Here is a 19,773-nt window from a genome sequence, read left to right as displayed (position 1 = left end):
GCAAAGACATGACGATCAGCCATGAGCCACCGGACTATCCGGTCATGAACTTGGAAGTTGCGCGGCGAGGCCAGGCCGCTCACCGGGACTGTGACCCCGAAACATGCTCCGCGAAAGTCTATTTCGACAAAGTCGCGCTCCGCCTCAGCCGCGAACTCCACACCATCCGCAGCTCTCACAACAGCGACAATCTCAGGGGAAACTGGAATATTTGGACAAATCCCACCACCTGAGCCCCATCCCGCCTACCGACCGACAGGTGATTTCCCACGTACATGCACTCATACGGGGGGCCTCTCGCATCTGCCAGCGCCATTACATTCACGCTCCCCCAACGCCGGGGCCACCGGGCTGGGCGATTGATCACCAGGAACCGAGGTCGCCGGAATGACCCGATCCGCGTCATGAGTTCCTGGTGATCGCGCGACCAGGTCGGAGGTGGGTTGGTTTTATCTGTGACGCAGGGTGATTCGCGCGTTGTAGGCGGGGCTCAGGCCGGTGTGGTACTTCCGCGCGGGTTCTATCGGGCCGGGGATGGGGTCGATGCGGCGCTTTTCGATAATGGCGCGGAACAGGATTCGGGCTTCGGCCAGTGCGAATTGCGCGCCGAGGCAGCGGTGCGGGCCCGCGCCGAAGGTGAGCCAGTTGTGGCCGTCGGGCTTGCGGTCGAGGAAGCGTTCGGGGCGGAAGGTGAGCGGATCGGGGTAGATCTCCTCGGATTCGTGGATGAGCAGGACGGGAATGATGACGATGGTGCCCTCGGGGATCTCCACGCCGTTGACCACGGTGTCGCGCAAGGCGATTCGGCCGGTGAAGGGCGAAACGGGGCGCAGGCGCATGGTTTCGGCGACCACCGCGTCGAGGTAGGCGTCCAGGCGCGCTTCATCGCCCGAATCTACGGCCGCGTCCAGCTCGGCCATGGCTTCGGGGTGTGCGGCGAGCATGGTGGCGATCCAGCCCAGGGTGATGGCGGTGGTTTCGTACGCGCCCAACAGGATTCCGCGCATACTCCGCGCCAGTCCGGCATCATCGTGCTGATCCAGATCGGTATCGATGTACCGCGCGAGCACATCCTTGCGGTCGACGCCGTCCTCGTTCGCGGCCCGGCGCGCGGTGATCTCCTCGATGATCACCTCATCGACCTTGGCCTGTGCGCGGGCCAACGGCGGGTACGGCGGGGTGAACCCACCCAGGAACGGGGTCAGCAACGTGACCGCCAGGAACCCACGGCTCTCGATCTCATGGAACCAGGCCTTCACCGCATCCTCGAGCCGCCCGCTGCGCGAGGGTGCCACATCACCGAAGACGACCCCCAGCAACACCCCAATTGCCAGATCGTAGCCAGCGGTCAGGAATTCGATCGGCTCGCCCACCGGCCACTTGGGCAGCTCGCGCTCGACGACCTCGATCATCAGCTCTTCGTAGGACTTCAGCGCCTTGTTCTGGAACGGCGGCGAGTACAGCTTGCGCTCACGACGATGATCATCACCCTCCAGGAAGATCAGCGTCTCCTTGCCGAAGACCATGTCGTGGCTCGACAGCCTGGCCATCAACTGGCCGATGGAGAAGTCCTCGTGATTGGTGAATACCTCTCGAACATCGTCCATCTCGTGTGTGACGAGCATGGTCGGGAAGCCGGGCGGGTCCGCGACGAAGCGCTTGCCCAGCGCCACGAGCGGGGAACTGTGCGCGCCCGGGCGGATCAGGCCACCGAGCTGCGCGAGGCGGCGGGTGCGTAGGTGAGGAAGATGGCGCAGCTTTATCGGGGTCTGTGACACGCAGCCATCTTCACCGCTGTCCGGGCGTCTGGCAATCATGAAATCCCCGCAGCGCCAACGAGTGTCGTGTTCTGGTGCCCCTACTTTTCGGGGCGCGGGTTGACCTCGCGGGCGCTGGGCGGACAGGGGTATAGATGGCTAGGGTGGGCGCAAACAGGCCGCAACGCCCACTGAGCCATTCCTCATGCACCTGGGGAACGAAGTCCGGCCGACGAATACGTTCCACCAGGTAGAGAAGGATTTTCGTGCTCAACACTTTTACTGAAACACTGTTCGCTCAGATTGCGAGCCGCCCGGCCGACCTGGTCTACCGGTTCCTGGACAGTGGCGATGTCGAAGGCGTTGTCCGCGAGCTGTCCTACGCCGACCTGGGCGTGCGCGCCAAGGCGATCGGCGCGGCCCTGCAGGATTCGCGGCCCGAGCGCGCGCTCCTGCTCTACCCGGCCGGGCAGGACTTCGCCGAGGCGTTCTTCGGCTGCCTCGCCGCCGGTGTCGCGGCTGTGCCCGCCCCGCTGCCCGAGTGGGACAACCGGTCACTGCGGCGGCTGCGGCGGATGGTCGCGCACGCTGAGGTCGATGTGGTGCTCGCCCCGGCGCGGGTGGTCGCGGATGCGGCGGCGCTGTGCGCGGAGATTCCCGAGTTGGCGGGATTGCGCTGGCTGGCGACCGATGAGATCACCGGCGATCAGGCCACCCGGTGGCATGAACCCGATCTGCGCCCGGAGTCGGTCGCGTTCATCCAGTACACCTCCGGCTCGACCAGTGCGCCGCGCGGCGTGCTGATCACCCATGAGAACCTGCTGCACAATCAGGGCGCGCTCGTCGACGGACTCGGGCACGACCGCGATTTCGCCGAATCCTGGGATGGCGCGCTCTTCGCCAGCTGGCTGCCGATGTACCACGACATGGGCCTGATCGCGCCGCTGCTGCATACGGTTTACCTCGGCGCCAATTCGGTGCTCATGTCGCCGATGCACTTCCTGCAACGACCCGAGCGCTGGTTGCGGGCGATCTCCACCTACCGGGCGCACACCAGCGGCGGACCGAATTTCGCCTATGAGCTGTGTGTGCGGCGCATCGCGGCCGAGCAGATCGATCAGCTCGATCTGAGCCGTTGGCGGGTGGCGTTCAACGGCTCCGAGCCGGTGCGCGCGAGCACGATTCGCCGATTCGCGCAGACCTTCGGGCGGGCCGGATACCGCGCCGAATCCCAGCATCCGGTCTACGGTTTGGCCGAGGCCACGCTGATTGTGACCGGGCCGAAGATCGGCGTGGCACCGAGTTTCCACGAGGTGCGCGATGCGCTCGGTGATCGCGCGCGCGGGGCCGAACTGGTCGGCGTCGGACGTCCGGTCGGAGGATTGTCGATCGCCATTGTCGATCCGGAGAGCGGTATCGAGCGCGCCGCCGGATCCGAGGGTGAGATCTGGGTAGCCGGAAAAAGCGTGGCGGCCGGGTACTTCCGCGATGAGCAGGCCAGTGCCGAGGTGTTCGCGGCGACCCTGCCCGGTGACGAGCGCCGCTTCCTGCGCACGGGTGACCTCGGATTCGTCTCCGATGGCGAGCTCTTCGTGACCGGTAGGAGCAAGGACCTGCTGATCATCGACGGGCGTAATCACTATCCGCAGGACATCGAATCGACGGTCGAGGCCGCGCACTCCGGGGTCCGCGCCGGATGTGTCGCCGCGTTCTCCGTCGAACTCGGATCCGGTGGTGAGCAGCCCGTCGTGGTCGCCGAGGTGCGCACCGAGGAACCCGATGAGCTCAACGCCATCGAGACGGCGATCCGCGGTGCGGTCTCGACCGAGCACGGGCTCACCCTCGCCACGGTCATGCTGATTCGACCGGGAACCATCTTCAAGACCAGTAGCGGCAAGATTCAGCGTCAGGCGTGCCGGGCCGCGTACGGCTCGGGCGAACTGCTCGAATTGACCGCGGGGCCATTGCGTTCACCCGAGGATGAACTCTTCGACTTCGAGGAGGAGATCGCGGCCGCACCGGCCACAGCGAGTGATAAGCCGTCCACCGAGGCGGTGCGGACCTGGCTGGTCAAGACCATCGCGCAGCAGGCGGCACTGGATCCCGAGCGTATCGACGTACATCAGCCGATTGTCGAATTCGGTTTGGGTTCAGCCGATTTGGTCGAGTTGGTGGTGGACCTTTCGGACTTCTACGGCGAGTTCCTCGATACCAATCTGTTCTTCGACAATCCGACCATCGACGGGGTGGCCAACGCGCTCGCCCCGGCGACCGAGACGGTTCCGGACGCTACGGAGCCCGAGGTCGCGGTCAGCGCCGTCACCGTCGATGCGGACGGTGACGGTATCGATGAGGACGCGATCGCCATCATCGCCATGTCCTGTCGCTTTCCGGGCGCCGCCGACTCGCCGGAGGCGCTGTGGCGCTTGCTGGACGGTAACCTCGACGCTCTGTCTGAGGTCCCGGAGGGCCGCTGGGATATCGAGGATCTCTACGATCCGGACACCACCGCGAGCGGTAAGGCGTACACCTTCCGCGGCGGATACGTCGACGGCCTGGATCGTTTCGACGCCGCTTTCTTCGGTATCGGCCCGCGCGAGGCCGCGGTCATGGATCCGCAGCAGCGCGTCATGCTGCAACTGGCGTGGGAGGCGATCGAGCGGTCGGGACGCGATCCGCGCACCCTGCACGGCAGCGCCACGGGCGTATACCTCGGTGTGTACGCGACCGGATATCTCGCCGATCCCGCCCCCGAACAGCTCAATGGCCAAGTGGGAACCGGGCTTTCGCCGAGCGTCGCGTCCGGGCGCATCTCCTACACGCTGGGCCTGCACGGCCCGGCTGTCACCTTCGACACCGCCTGCTCGTCCTCGATCGTGGCCATGCACTCGGCCATGGCGGCGCTGCGCGCGGGTGAATGCGATCTCGCGCTGGCGGGCGGCACCACACTGCTCATGTCACCGATCGCGCATATCGAGCTGTGCAAACTGGGGGTGCTGTCCCCCACCGGCAAATGCGCGCCCTTCTCCGCCGAGGCGGATGGCACGGTCTGGGCCGAGGGCGCGGGCATGGTGCTGTTGAAGCGCCTCGGCGATGCCCGCCGCGACGGCGACCGGGTGCTGGCCGTCGTCCGGGGATCGGCGGTGAATCAGGACGGGCGTAGCCAGGGCCTGAGCGCACCGAATGGCGCTGCCCAGGAACAGGTGCTGCGTTCGGCGCTGCGGGTCTCGGGGCTGAGCCCGCACGATATCGACTATGTCGAGGCACACGGCACCGGCACCGCTCTGGGCGATCCGATCGAAGCGCGCGCCCTGGCACGGGTATTCGGGCCGGGCCGCGATCCGGAACGCCCGCTGGGCATCGGCTCGCTCAAATCCAATGTGGGACATACCCAGGCGGCGGCGGGCGTGGCCAGCGTCATCAAACTGGTTCTCGCACTGCAGCATGAGCGCATTCCCGCCACCTTGAACGCGAAAACATCCTCACCGCACGTGGATTGGGAACGCAGCGGCGTAGCCGTGGCGGGTGAGTCGCTGCCGTGGCGGCGCGGGGAGCGGATCCGGCGCGCCGGGGTCAGCGCCTTCGGGCTCAGCGGCACCAACGCGCACCTCATTCTGGAGGAGGCTCCGGCCGTGCCGGTCACGGTTCCCGAGGCCGCGACCGCCGACCGGCAGGTGGCGCTGCTGCCGATTTCGGCGCGCAGCGAAGCATCGCTGCACGGTCAGGCGCAGCGGCTGCTGGATCTGGTCAGCGCCGATCCGTCGCTCGATCCGGGCCCGGTCGCGCGCTCACTCGCCTTGCGGCGCACCCGATTCGAGCGACGTTCGGTGGTCGTAGCGGCCGATCGCGAACAGATGATCGGCGCACTGCGCGCACTCGTCGACGGCCACGAATCACCCGATGCCGTCCTCGGCAACGGCCCGGTGCTCACCAATGCCAAGACCGCGTTCATCTTCCCCGGTCAGGGCACGCAGTGGGTCGGGATGGCGCGCGATATGCTCACCGCCTCCGAGGAGTTCCGCACCGAATTCGAGCGCTGCGACAAGGCTTTCAGCGCGCTGCTCGGATGGTCACCACAGGACCGGCTGGCCACCATGACCGTCGAGGATCTCTGGGATCATCCACTCATCCAGCCGCTGCTGTTCATGACCATGGCCGCGCTCGCCGCCACCTGGCGTGCGGCGGGCGTGACGCCGGACGCGGTGATCGGCCACAGTCAGGGCGAGGTCGCGGCGGCCTACTGCGCCGGCGTGCTCGAACTGGGTGACGCCGCGAAGATTGTCGTCACCCGCAGTCGCCTGATTCAGGACATCGAGGAGCCGGGCGCCATGGCCGTGGTCGGCCTGCCCGAGGCCGAGGTCATCCCGCGACTGGCGAAATTCAGTGATCGGGTGTCGATCGCCGCCGTCAATGTGCGGCGCTCGACCTTCATCACCGGGCAGCAGGCCGCCGTCGAGGAGTTTCTCGCCGAGCTGTCCGAGGCCGGGATCTACAACAGGCTGCGCGCCGCCGGGCCGAGCCTGGGCGGGCACAGCCCCATGTATGAGCCGCTGCGCGAACCACTGGCCGTCGCGCTGGCCGGAATGACGGCGGAATCACCTGTCACACAGTGGTATTCGACCGTCACGAGCGAGCCGGTCACCGCCGCGGTCGAGCCCGGCTACTGGTTCCGCAATGCCCGCCAGACGGTGCGCTTCGCCGACACCGTGGAGCGCATGATCGCCGACGGCTTCCGCTATTTCGTCGAACTCGGCGCACACCCGATGCTGACCGCGGCCGTGAAATCCCTCGCCGATGAGCTCGACCGCGAGGTCATCGCCGTCGGCTCGCTGCTGCGCGAGCAGGACGGGCCGACCGCACTGGCCCGCGCCCAGGCCGAACTCCACGTCGCCGGGCACGAACTCGACTGGACCGGCCTGCTGCCCGATGCCGCTCCCGTGGACCTGCCCACCTACGCCTTCGACGAACGCCGCTTCTGGACCGAGCGGATCAACCGCGATTCCACCGCCCTGGGCCTCGGCGATATCGAGCACCCCATCCTGGGCGCCGTTGTGCCGCAGCCAGATTCCGGTGGGGTGGTCCTCACCGGCCGGGTCTCGCGCCGCCTGCAACCGTGGGTCACCGACCACGCGGGGCCGAACGCGGTGATCGTCCCCGGCGCGGCGCTGGTCGAAATGGCCATCCGCGCGGGCGACGAAGCAGACGCCCCGGTCCTGCGCGAACTGGTCCTGCGCGCCCCCATGTTGCTCCCCGAGCGCGGCGCCCTGCGCATCCAAACGGTCGTCGGCGGTCCGGACACCGCCGATCACCGTAATGTCCGAATCTACGCCCGCGACGACCAAGACCCCGACGCCCAGTGGGCCCTGCACGCCGAAGGCACCCTCACCGAGGACGCGGACCCCACTGCCGCACAGGCATATTCACCAGCGCGCCCACACTCCGGGGATTGGGCGCCATCCGCCGCGGGCACGGCGGCGCACGCGGGCGCGGCAGCGTGGACACAGTCCCCTGCGGTCGCACACCCGCCGTCCGGCGCGCTGGCGGAGTCCAATGCGGCGGCGTGGCCACATGCCCATGCGACGGCGGGCCCGCAGTCCGGCGTACTCGCGGGCTCGGGTGCGGTGGCGTGGCCGGCATCAGGTTCGTCCGCGTGGCCACCGGCGGATGCCGAACGAGTCGATGTCGAGGCGCTCTACGCCGAGTTGTACGCGCGCGGCCATCAATACGGTCCGCACTTCCGAGCGGTACGCGCGGCATGGCGTCGTGGTGCGGAGATCTTCGCCGAGGTCGAACTCGCCGAGGCCGCGCACGCGGACGCCGCGAAGTTCGGCATCCACCCGGCGCTGCTCGATGCGGCGCTGCACACCACTGCCCTGTACGCCCCGGACGGTGAATACGCTCTGCTCCCGTTCGTCTGGAGCGATGTAAATCTGTGGGCGTCAGGCGCGACCGCACTTCGCGTCCGCCTGACGCGCTCGGCCGCCGATACCGTCATCATGTCGGCGACCGACCGTACCGGCCGCCCGGTCGTCTCGGTCGGCTCGCTGCTGCTGCGCCCGGTCGCGGCCACCCAGTGGGATGCCGCAGCCCTCGCCCCGGCCTATCGCCGTCTGTTCCGATTGAACTGGTCCGAGTGCGCGCTCGGCACCGCGAAGCGGGCACTCACACTCTCCGAGTGGCCCTTTCCCGAACTGGCAGACATCACCGAGGGCCAGTCGGAATCCCCCACGGCGAATTCGAAGGCCCCCAACGCTGTCCACGCGCCCGTGCGGACCGCGGCTGTCCCCGAGCCCACCCAGCGCGCGGACGTAATCATTCTCCGAGTGCCCGAGGGCGATTCGCCCGGGCAGGTACACGCGGTCGCCCAGGGACTGCTGGCGACACTGCAGCGCATCATCGGTGACCCCCGATTCGAGCGGGCGACACTGGTGGTCCGTACGCGTGGCGCGGTGGCCCCGAGTGAGCCGATCGCGCAGGGCGACAGGACGAGTCCGGATCCGGCGGGCGCGGTGGCGTGGGGTTTGGTGCGCTCGGCGCAGTCCGAGAATCCGGGACGGATCGTACTGATCGATTCCGCCGATCCCGAACTCGATATCGCCGCACTGCTCGCGACAGCGGAACCGCAGCTGGCGGTCCGGGACGGGGTGGCGTTCATGCCTCGACTGGCGCGCCTACCGCAGGACGCTGCCCGAACGTTGGAGGGGCGAGTCGGCCTCGGGGACGGGGCGGTGCTGGTCACCGGGGCTCCGGGCGGACTCGGGTCGGCGCTGGCCCGGCATCTGGCCGATGCGTACGGGGTGCGGGATCTGGTGCTGGTCAGTCGGCGCGGCGTCGACGGGCCGGGCGGTCTGCAATTGCGGTCCGATCTCGAAAGTCGTGGTGTGCGAGTGCGATTCGCCCAGTGCGATATCACCGATCGCGATGCACTGGCGGCGTTGCTCGACGGGCTGCCGCTCGCCGGTGTGGTGCACGCGGCGACCGTGCTCGATGACAGCACGCTGGGGTCACTCACCCCGGCGCAGCTCGATACCGTGCTGCGGCCGAAAGTCGATGCGGCGCACCATCTGCACGAGCTGACAGCGGATCGAAAGCTGTCGATCTTCGTGCTGTTCTCCGCCGCGGGCGGCTTGTTCGGCACGCCCGGCCAGGCCAATTACGCCGCCGCGAACGCCTACCTCGATGCGCTGGCGCTGTATCGGCGGTCCGTCGGACTGCCCGCACAGTCCCTGGCCTGGGGCGCCTGGGCGGTCAATCAGACCGCGTACATGGCACGAGCCGACCTGCAACGCTTCGAGCGCGCCGGGGTGCGCGCGTTCTCGACCGCCGACGGTATGGCCTGTTTCGATGCCGCGCTGCGCGTGGGTGAGCCGATGCTCGTTCCGCTGCTGCTCGATACCGAGGTGCTGCGCCGTGAACCGGGTGTCCCGCGACTGCTGCACGGATTGGTGCGCCGCACCGCGCGCCGGGCGGTGGCCGATCGATCCGCCGCCGACGCGGTGACGGAATCCCGTTTCGCCGAACGGCTTCGCGCTGTTCCGCGTGCGGAGGCCGTCGCCCTGGCCATCGCCGCCATCTCCGAATGGACCGGGCAGGTACTCGGCCACGCGGGCGCGGCACAGGTTTCGGCCGAGGCGAACTTCCAGAGCCTGGGCCTGGATTCGCTGATGGCGATCGAACTGCGCAACAAGGTGCGTGAGCACACCGGAATCTCGGTTCCGCTCGGCAGCATTCTCGCCGAACAGAATCTCACCGATCTGGCCGGTTACCTCGTGGAAGAGGTACTCCGACAGGGTGATTCCGGCGCTGCCGCCGCCGTGGTCGCCGAGGTGCCCGAGCTGGAGATTCTCCCGGTGACCCGGGATATGATGCGGCTGCTGCGCACCGAACAGCTCGGTATTCCCAGCGCCGCGCAGACCGGCGGTGTGGCGGTACGCCTCCCGATCGCCGTGACTCGGCCCGGGCTGGAACAGGCGGTCAACCGCCTGGCCCGCCGACATGCCGCGTTGCGCACCACAATTCGCCGCAGCGAGGAGCACGGCCGACAGCTCGAGATCCACCGTGAGCCGGGCGAGCTGGCGACCTGGCGCGACCTCGAACATCTCGACGACGCCATCGTGCAGCAGTATTTCCGGGAACTGATGACGCGGCCGTTCGACCTGGAGACGGGCCCGCTGTGGCGCTTCGAACTCCTCAATGCCGAATCGGCTGCCCCGGTACTGCTTTTCGGTGCCCACCATGGGATGAGCGATGTGCAGTCGATGCTGCTGGTAGCGGGTGAACTCGCCGCGGAGCTCTCCGGTGCGATCCTCGAGGACACCCTCACCAACCGGGATATGCATCAGCTGCTCATCGCGCAGCCGAACAAGCGCGCGGGTGACGAGGCCGCGGGCGCCCGCTGGCGTGACCTGTTCACCGGATCCCAGCGCCTGGAATTGACTCTGGCACAACAGCGTCCGGTGCGGCGCAGCTATGGCGCGGGTGCGATCGCACTCGATATGCCCGCCGGACTGCACGATCGCGTCGCCGATCGAGCCCGCGATCTCGGACTCACCCCGGCCGCCATCTTCCTCGGCGCGCTGAGTGTGCTGCTGGCCCGCCATCAGCAGACCGATCGCTTCGCGCTGGCCGTCCCGGTCGATACCCGCATGCACGCCGATGCCACCGACGCCGTCGGATACTTCGGTCTCCCGGTGCCATTCCCGGCGACGGTCACCGCGCAGGACACCATCACCCATGTGCTCGAGCGCACCGGTGCACGACTGCGGACGCTGCTCGCCCCCGGCGCGGGCTTCGCCGAGGTACTCGCGGCCCTGGCCGGCGAGGGCCTGCACCGCGACAACGCGCCGATGATCGAGGTCTACTTCAACTATCTGCGCGCCAACTCCGCCGTCGCGGCGGCCGAGGTGGTCCCGGTGAGCACCGGATACTCCGACCTCGACCTCATGGTCGCGGTCCTGCCTGATACCGGACAGGTGTGGTTCACCTACAACAGCGACATCATCGACGCCGAGACCTGCGCCGAGTTCGGCGCCGGATATCTGGCGACGGTCGCCGCGGCGATCAGCGATCCGGGAGCCCCCGCGCGTCCGGAACTCGCTGATACACAGCGGACTTCCGGTATCCGTGCGGCATTGGGCGCAACCTTCGCCCTGGGCAGACTGCCCGAGTTGATGGCGGCGGCCGCCGATACCACGGCGATCACCGTCGCGGAGGCCCCGTACCACCATGTGCTGTCGAGCCTGCGGGACCCGTCCGGCGTCTTCACTCAGCCCTCGATGTCGCTGAGCATCGTGCTGCTGCGCGCGGCGGATCTGGAGCGATTCGGCGGACTCTCGGACGAGCTGCTCACCGAGCTCGCCACCGAATATCCGGCGGCGGTAAGGGAACTCGCCGAACGCACCCGCAAACCGGTCATCGTCGGAATCCTGCCCTCGGCCGCTCCCGAGGAGCGGCTCACCGCATGGGAGCAGGTCGTCACCGAACGTCTGCGCGCGGTCCCCGGCGTCGCACTGCTGGGTCCGGACGAGTGGACGCGAAATCACCGGGTGGACAACCCCTTCGACGATCGCACCGCCATCCTGGCGCACCTGCCATTCACCCCCGAATTCCAGGCGGCCGTGGCGCTCACCCTGGTTTCGACGGTGGGCGCGGTCACCGAACCCGCACCGAAGGTGATCGCCGTCGACGGCGACGACACGCTGTGGAGCGGCACGGCGGGCGAGATCGGCTCGACCGCCGTGGTATTCGACGAAGCACGCCTGGCCCTGGCACAGCGCCTCGCACAGTGGCGGTCGGCGGGAACTCTGCTGGTACTGCTCACCAACAATGACGCCGATACCGTCGAAGCCATTCTCGACAGATCCGAAAGCCCGCTGCGCCGAGACGATTTCGCGGCGATCTCGACGGGCTGGAATGCCAAGCCGGAACGACTGGAGGAGGTCGCCCGCACCCTGGGACTGGGCCTCGACACCTTCTGCTACCTCGATGACAACCCGGTCGAGGTGGCGCGGATGCGCTCCGAACTCCCCGAGGTGCTCTCGGTGACCTGTCCCCCGGCGGCGGAACTGGAATCCTTCCTCACCCGCCTCTGGCCGATGGTCCCGATCGCCGCGACGGCGGAGGACCGCACCCGAGCGGACTTCTATCGCCAGGACCGCGAGCGCGATAGGGCCCGGGCCACAGCTGAATTCGCGGACTTCCTGGCGCAGCTGGAGCTCGAGGTCGATATCGATCCACTGACCGATGCCACCCTCGAACGCGCACAGCAGCTCGTCCGGCGGACCAGCCAGTTCACCCTTGCCAGCGTCACGGCCGCCGAACTGGATCGCTGGCGCGCCGAAGGCCAGGTCTGGACCGCGACCGCCCGCGACCGCTTCGGCGACTACGGCCTCATCTCGGTGCTCGCCCTGCGCTCGGACAACGATGCCCTGACCATCACCGGCTGGCAGCTCAGCTGCCGAGCCCTCGGGCGCGGCGTCGAAGAACGCCTGCTGTCCTGGGCGGCCGACCAGGCTGATGCCCTCGGCCACACCACGGTCCGGATATCGTTCGAGCACACCCCCAGGAACGAACCCGCCCGCCGACTGGCCGCCCGCCTGCTCGGCACCACCTCCGACACCGACCGCCTGGACGTCTCGGTGACCCCGGACCGCCTGCGGCAGTTCCGCTCCTGGGACGCGCAGTCGAATATTGAGGAGGTGACCGTTGACCGGTCCTGACGAGCGGCTCCCGGTCCGCAATGCGGCCGTAGACCGTCGCCACCGCGCCGAAACCCTCGAAAGAGGTACGGCCACCATGGACATAGCCGATCTACTCGCCCGCACCGGCACCCCGGCGCGGGCCGATGGTGCGGCACAACCCGATTCGGTGGCCACGACACCGGATACGGCTCTCGCCGATGCGCACCCCGCACCGCCTGACCGGACACCGAGGACCTCCGCTCAGGCACCGCGGGGCTGGACCCCCGAGTCCTTGGCCGAGGCCATCACCGAGCTGGCGAATCGGTTCACCACCACATCCATCGATGCCGACACCGACTTCTTCGACGCGGGTGGAACCTCGCTCGCGGCCGTGGAGTTGGTAGCGGCGTTGGCGCGGGAGCTCGATATCCACCCGGATCTCGACACGATCTTCTTCGATGCCCGCCCGCGCAGGCTCGCGCGGCGCTGGCTCGCCGACCATCCCGAACTCGCCGGACCCTCGGATGAGGTGCGCACAGCCGACGACGCACGGCAGCTCTCGGATTCCGAGGCTGTCACGCCGACGCATACCGGCGATCGCGGCGGAATATCCGCTGGCCCGGGCGAACTCGGCAGTTCGCCCGGCGGTTCGGTAGCACCCCTGCCCGGCGCGCATCTCGGATGGGCGGATGACGGCGATCTCGCTCGGCACGGTGCCGCCCGCGAGACGCTCGTATCGCAGCCGTCTCCCGCCGAGTCCTTCACCGACACCGATGATCTGGCGCTGTTGTTCGCCGATCTCGGGGGTGCGGATCGGCTACCCATCGTGGCGGGTCCGGAGCGGGTCGCGCCGCAGCGGATTCTGTTGACCGGGACCACCGGGTTCCTGGGTAGTCATATGCTGCTGGATCTGTTGCGGCACAGTCAGGCTCATGTGGTGTGCCTGGTGCGGGCCGATGACGACCAGGCCGCCGCGCAGCGGTTGGAGGATGCGGTTCGGCGGTTCGCGCTGCCGTGGTCGCGGGAGGTGTTGCGGCGGGTGACGCCGCTCGCGGGTGATCTGCGCCTGCCTCGGCTCGGGTTGTCCGACGAGCGGTGGAACGAGCTCGCCGTCGAGGTTGATTCGATCGTCAATGCCGGTGCCGCGGTGGATTTCCTGCGCGGGTATCCGTCGCTGCGGCGCACCAATGTGCTCGGGCCGCTGACGCTGGCGGAGCTGGCCTGCACCGGACGACCGAAGCCGGTGCACCACATCTCTTCGATGGCGGTGTTCAACGGGTCCGAGGCGGAGACGCTCGGCGAGGATGAACCCACCGCCAATGTCGCCAAGTTGCCGATCGGGTACGACCGGTCGAAGTGGGCTGCCGAGGCGATACTGCGGCGCGCGAGTGAGCACGGGCTCGTGGTCACGGTCATGCGACCGGGTGGCATCGGCAGCCATCCGGAGACGGGTGCGCACAACCCCCGCGACCTCAATGCGGGAATCACCGCCGCGCTCATGCGTTTTCGCACCGTGCCGGGATTCCGGTACCTCAACTCGGCCCCGGTGGATTGGGTCAGCCGCACCGCCGCGGCGATCGTGTGCACGCCCAGCGCCTGGGGGCACACCTATCACCTGACCGGAGCGCCCACCTCGCTCGAGCAGATCGTTGCCGAAACCTCACTCGGCGGCTTGGGAATTCGCGTCCAGCACTGGGAACAGTGGTGTGCGGATGTGGTCCGCGCGATCCGGGAGGGTCCGGTACCCGAACTGGAATCCCTGGCCCAGGTGCTCCAGAGTCCGGTCGCACGCACGCAACTCGCGGCCATGGTGACCGCGCCCCCGGCGACAGCCGCACGCACCGATGCCTTCGTCGCCGCGCACGGACTGCCCACGGCGACCATCCCCGGCCCGGCACAGCGCGGCAAGATGCTCGCCACCATGGCGGGTATGGGACCGCAGCCGGGTGCCGAACCGTATCTACGTTTCCACGAAACACTCAGCGGCACAATTGGTCCGGCAGGTGAGACAGCGGCGATCCCGTGCGATCTGCGGCTGGCACTGTCCGTCGCGAGCAGCGCCCAGGTGTTCTCGGCCCGCACCCTCGATATCAACGGCGAACTGACCTGCCCCGCCCTGCACGACGAACCGCTCACGGTCCAGGGCACCGCGATCGTACGCCCGCACGACGGCATCCCACTGCGCAACGAGACCCGCCATCCGATCATGCATTACCAACTCACCCTGCGTGATTCGTCCGGCGGCACCTGGTGGCTGGAGGGCTACAAGTTCGCCGCCGCCCGCCGCCGAATGGTGCGCCAGCTCGGCACCCAGCTCATCGAGATCGGGCGCACCGGCGAGCCCGCCGCGTTCACCGGCGAGGTGGCGGTGCCGATGCACACCTACCTGCCCGATCAGATCGACGGTATCGAGATCGATCCGCGCCTGCCCGAACGACAGCAACGCCTGGCGAAGATGTTGTGGCTCAGCTGGTTCGGCGGCCAACTCGGCAAGAGCCTGCTCGAACCGATGCTGCGCGTCGGCACCGATCTGCTGGATCTGCGCCGCGCCATGCGGAAGGAGCAGCGACGATGACCCGACCCGACCCCACCGCGGCGGACGTGATCCCATTCCGCACCGACGACGGCATCGACCTGCGGCTGCGCAAGGTCGGCCCCGATGACGGCCCGGCGGTCCTGCTGATCCACGGACACGGCGTCTCCTCGGAGATGTTCGCGCTCCCCGAGATTCGCAATATCACCGATGTCCTGACCGACGCGGGCTACCAATCCTGGCTCTTGGACTGGCGCGGCAGTTGCGCCCTCCCGTACAACGAATCCGGCCGCCCGTACACCTTCGACGATGTCGCCCTCTACGACCTGCCCGCGGCGGTCGCCCGGATCCGCGAGCACATCGGCGACCGGCCGCTGTTCGTGGTCGCGCACTGCATCGGCGCGATCTCCCTGTCGCTCAGCCTGACCGGCGGTCTGCTCCCCGGCCTGGCGGGCGTGGTCGCGCAGGGTGTCTTCCTGACCCCGAAGGTCAGCACCTCCGCCCGCATGCGCGTCCTGCTGGCCAGTGAGATGCTCGGCTCCCGCGTCACCCATCTGGAATCGGACTTCCGCAAGGTCGGCCTGTGGTCCAAGCGGACGCTGCTCTACGCCGCACTCTCCCGCAAGGGTGACTGCCCGGACCCCACCTGCCGCCTGGTCCACTACGGCTGGGGTATGGGCGCGAAACTCTTCGAACACGACCACCTGCACCCCGGCACCCACGACCGTCTCGCCGAACTGTTCGGCGCGGTACCGCTTTCCGTACTCCCGCACCTGCGTCAGATCGAGTTGGCGCACGCGGTGGTCCGCTGGAATGTCGACGATGAGCGGTACCACGCGCTCCCGGAGAACGCCCTGGACCAGGCGTCCCGGATCGACTGCCCGGTGCTGTTGCTCGCGGGCGGTCGCAATGAAGCCTGGGTCGACTCCAACAAGCTCTGCTACGAGGTACTTTCGGCACGCAATCCGGGTGTCGAGGTGCGCTACACCGAGATTCCGTCCTACGGCCACCTGGACACCTTCATCGGCCGCGGCGCGGCCCTGGATGTCTTCGGGCATATCGTCGACTTCCTCGACGAGACAACGGCGCAGATCACCAACGAAAGTCGAGAGTATGCGAATCGCATTGTTGACGGCGGGAACCCGGGGCGACCATCAGCCATATCTGGCGCTGGCCGATGAACTGCGTTCGCGCGGCCATCATGTCGAGATCACCGCGACCGAGAACTACGCGGATGTGGTGCGGCGCTCGGGTTTCGAACCGCACGTGATTCCGTTCAACTCCGCCGAGTTGCTGGAGTCGCCCGCCGCCAAGCGCGGACTCTCCTCCGGCAATCCGCTGCCGTTCCTGCAGATCATGCTGGATACGGTCAAGATCATGGCGGGTGAGCGCGGTGCGCAGATGCACGATGTGCTCACCGGCGCGGTGGAGTCGGCCGATGTGATCGTCTCGTGCGCCTCCACGCTGCCGTGGGCGATGGAGCGCCGGGAGAAGACCGGGCAGGTCGTGGTCGGCGGGCTGCCGTATCCGCTCGAGCGCACCGCGGAGTTCCCGTCCTCGTTCACCATCAAGAAGATGATCTCCTCGCAGCGGCTGCGGCTGGCCAGTTACTCGGCGTTCGAGCTCGCCTACGGAGTGGCCTATCGCAAGATGGATAGGCGGGTACGGGAGATGATGGGATTGCCCGGCGCACCGCGCAATCCGTTCAAGCGTATCCGCGAAGACGGAATTCCCCTGGTGCACATGGTGAGTCCGGTGCTGCTGCCCAAGCCCGCCGATTGGGAGGAGCGCGCCACGGTCGTCGGCGCGCCGATCCTGCCGCAGCGACTGCGCGATGCCTGGGGCGAGGCGGTGGTCTCCCCCGAACTCAGCGACTGGCTCGACGAGGGTGAGCCGCCGATCTACTTCTGCCTCACCGGAATGCCGATCCTCGACCCGGTCGGCTCCTGCGATCTCATCGCCCAGGTGTGCCGCCGACTCGGTGCCCGCGCGTTGGTGACGGTCAAGGGCGAGGGCTATCCGCGCGGTATCGGCTACGACCGAAACCTGTTCGTATTGGACTCATTCGACTACGACCGGGTGCTGCCGCGCTGCCGCGCGGTGGTGCACCACGGCGGCAGCGGCAATACCCATGATGTGCTGCGCGCCGGACTGCCCGCGGTGGTGATCGGCGTGCACAGCGACCAGTTCTTCTACGGCTGGCGGATCTCCGCGCTCGGCATCGGAGCGGACTTCCCGTACCCGTCGCTGACCGAGGATCGGCTGCACGATGCCCTCGTCCGCACCCTGACGCCGCAGGCGCGCGATCGCGCGGCGGAGCTGGGCCGCCGGGTCTCACAGGAGAACGGCGTCGCGGCCGCCGCCGATGCGGTGGAGAAGCTCGCCGCCAACGCATCGGCCTGAATCGTGGACACCCTGCATATCGCGATCTTCACCGACTTCCATCCGGCGACGCTGGGCGGGGTTCAGACGGCCATGCGGTCGCTCTGCGACGGGCTGCGCGCGCTGGGGCATCGGGTGACCGTATTCTGTGCTCCCGCACCGGGATCCGTGGCAGCGGACGGCAATACGGTGGTGCTCGATTCGGTGCCGTTCAAGATGTCGACCGGGCTGCCGGTGGTGCTGCCGAGCCCGGCCAATCGGCGCTTGATCGATACCGCGTTCGCCGAGCGTGGGCCCGTCGATATCGTGCATACGCTCACGACCTACGGCTGCGGGATCGCGGGCATCCGCGCGGCGCGCAGGCACGGCGTCCCGGTGGTGCAGACCATGCAGAGTCGCGATGACACGGTGATCGAAAAGTATTCGCCATCACCGTATTTCGCGGCGCTGACCATGCGACTGCTGCACGGCTGGTTCGTGCCATTGCGCCGCCAACCACCCTTCGAAGGCGATACCCGCACCACGCGACTGGCATGGCGGCCCATGATCGCGCAGGCGCAGGCCGCCGACCGGGTGACCGTTCCCACCCATCACTTCGCCCGGCGCTTGGCCGCGCGGGGCGTCGATCGGCCGATTCACGTGGTGTCCAACGGAATCGACGACGGACTGCTCGATCGGATTCGTGCCGCGACCACTCCGGTCGTGGACCCGCACGCACCGCTGCGCGCCCTCTGGTGCGGTCGGCTCTCCCCGGAGAAGCGGCCCCTCGAAGCCATCGAGGCGGTCCGCTCGGTCGAGAACTGCACCCTCGACATCTACGGCAGCGGACCGCTGGCCGATCGCGTCGAATCCGCGGTTGCCCGAGGGAATCTATCCGGTCGCGTACACCTGCACGGTGAGGTCGATCAATCCGAATGCCTCACCGCCATGCGCACCCACGATCTGCTGCTGCTCACCTCGGACTGCGATACCCAGGGCATGGTGCTGCTCGAAGCCGTAGCCATGGGCCTGCCGATCGTCTACTGCGATCCGGAGCTCTCCGAAACCATCCCCGCCGACGGCGGCCTGCGCACCCCGACTCCCGCGGTCGATTCGTTCGCCGCGGCGCTGCGGACTCTCGCGGGTGGCAGATCCCGTATCGAGTCCCTGCGCGAGGCCCTCGCGCCGCACTCCGATGAGCCTCGGCAATCCAGACATATCACCCAGATTCTCTCGGTCTACACCGAAGCCATTGCCACCGCTAGCAACCTCTCCTCGGACCGCATCTGACCGTATGCTGCCTCACAACGCACAGCCGCCCTACCGACTGTGCTTGCGGATCAATGGAATTGGGGAGTATCGATGTCACCGGATTACCGACGGCCCGATGACCTGTGGAGTCAGGACACCGAGATACTGCCGGTCGTCGGCGATTACGACCCGGCGTACCAGCCGCAACAGGGCGGTCGGCAGATCTCACCGGCGGTTCGGTACGCCCTCATCGGATTGGCGACGGTGCTGGTCATCGCGGTCGCGACCGGCGGATTCTTCGCCGCCAGAGAATTCGGCAGCTCCACCGACACCTCGAGCGCACTGCCGACCACGACGGCGTCGGCGGCACCGGTGACCACCACCTCGGCCAAGCCCGCACCCTCGGCGCCACCGGTCGCCGGGGCATCGCTGGCCGCGGTCCTGGGCTGGATCAATGAGGGCACCCCGGTCAGCGCGAGCGACTTCCGCACCGCGACCACCAGCGATGGCACCAAGAACAACCTCGGATCGGCCGTCGCCTTCGCCAGCCCGTCGAAGAAGATCCAATGTATGACCCCCAAATCGGGGACCAGCTTCGGACAGGGCGGGCTGACCTGCATGGTGAGCTTCGACGACCCGCCCGCGCGCCCGGCCACCCGCCCGAACGGCCAATGGGTGGGCAGCTGGGTCGACTTCCCCGGCGCCACCCTGGGCATCGGACACCTGGAGGGCGACCCGGGACAGTTCTCGCTCGGCGACGGCGCGACCCTGGCCTACGGCAGCAAACTCAGCATCGACGACTACGACTGCCGCATGGACCAGACCGGCCTCTTCTGCGGCAATCGATCCACCGGCTCGGCCGTACAGCTCAGCTCGGACGGCGCGGTGCCATTCGGCTGCCTCGCCAAAGCCACCGCGCGCGAGTACGGCATCGAATACTCCTGTGCTCCCACCACTACGACCACCTCCGCGACCAAGTCCACGACCACCTCGACCTCCAAGGCCAAGGCCGCGCCCGCCCCGGGCGACAAATGCGATACCCCCGGGGAGAAGGCCAAGAGCGCCAGCGGCGTCAAACTCACCTGCGATACCGCCGGGGATTCGGGCCTGCGCTGGCTGGCACGCGGATAGCCCGGCCGCGACAGACACGGCGCGAGTGCGGGTTACACCGATCTGTCGGCACCCGGCGCTA

Annotated in this window: 8 protein-coding genes; 7 read left to right on the top strand and 1 reads right to left on the bottom strand. The window is 68.1% G+C overall.

The window, feature by feature from the left end:
* Positions 1–8: 8 nt before the first annotated feature.
* On the top strand, positions 9–233 hold the full coding sequence (locus tag OHB26_RS28590; RefSeq protein WP_330180355.1) for a hypothetical protein: 225 nt from the start codon (positions 9–11) through the stop codon (positions 231–233).
* A gap of 216 nt (positions 234–449) precedes the next feature.
* Here OHB26_RS28590 and OHB26_RS28585 read toward each other — a convergent pair whose 3' ends face one another.
* The gene (locus OHB26_RS28585) at positions 450–1,778 is read right to left on the bottom strand and encodes a cytochrome P450 (RefSeq protein WP_330180354.1); all 1,329 of its coding nucleotides are present in this window, start codon (positions 1,776–1,778) and stop codon (positions 450–452) included.
* 245 nt (positions 1,779–2,023) lie between these two features.
* On the opposite strand from OHB26_RS28585, the gene OHB26_RS28580 reads away from it, so the two are divergent.
* The 6 genes from OHB26_RS28580 to OHB26_RS28555 all read left to right on the top strand — a co-directional run bounded on the left by OHB26_RS28580 (position 2,024) and on the right by OHB26_RS28555 (position 19,712).
* On the top strand, positions 2,024–12,475 hold the full coding sequence (locus OHB26_RS28580; protein ID WP_330180353.1) for an HAD-IIIC family phosphatase: 10,452 nt from the start codon (positions 2,024–2,026) through the stop codon (positions 12,473–12,475).
* Positions 12,462–15,011, top strand: a complete 2,550-nt coding sequence (locus OHB26_RS28575; protein ID WP_330180352.1) for a thioester reductase domain-containing protein — start codon at positions 12,462–12,464, stop codon at positions 15,009–15,011. The genes OHB26_RS28580 and OHB26_RS28575 overlap by 14 nt, the downstream gene beginning before the upstream one ends.
* Positions 15,008–16,150 (top strand): alpha/beta hydrolase, encoded by a 1,143-nt coding sequence (locus OHB26_RS28570; RefSeq protein WP_330180351.1) that lies wholly within the window; start codon positions 15,008–15,010, stop codon positions 16,148–16,150. Before OHB26_RS28575 ends, OHB26_RS28570 begins: the two co-directional genes overlap by 4 nt.
* Positions 16,083–17,372 carry a glycosyltransferase gene (locus tag OHB26_RS28565; protein ID WP_330180350.1) on the top strand — a complete coding sequence of 430 codons (1,290 nt, stop codon included), beginning with the start codon at positions 16,083–16,085 and terminating at the stop codon, positions 17,370–17,372. The genes OHB26_RS28570 and OHB26_RS28565 overlap by 68 nt, the downstream gene beginning before the upstream one ends.
* Positions 17,373–17,375: 3 nt before the next feature.
* Entirely contained in the window at positions 17,376–18,620 is a 1,245-nt protein-coding gene (locus OHB26_RS28560) for a glycosyltransferase (protein ID WP_330180349.1), read from the top strand.
* A 72-nt stretch (positions 18,621–18,692) separates the two neighbouring features.
* Entirely contained in the window at positions 18,693–19,712 is a 1,020-nt protein-coding gene (locus OHB26_RS28555; protein WP_330180348.1) for a hypothetical protein, read from the top strand.
* Positions 19,713–19,773: the final 61 nt, after the last annotated feature.

Origin of the sequence: Nocardia sp. NBC_01503, from assembly GCF_036327755.1 — a bacterium.
In the GTDB taxonomy this organism is placed as follows: domain Bacteria; phylum Actinomycetota; class Actinomycetes; order Mycobacteriales; family Mycobacteriaceae; genus Nocardia.
This window is presented reverse-complemented; position numbering and strand designations above follow the sequence as displayed.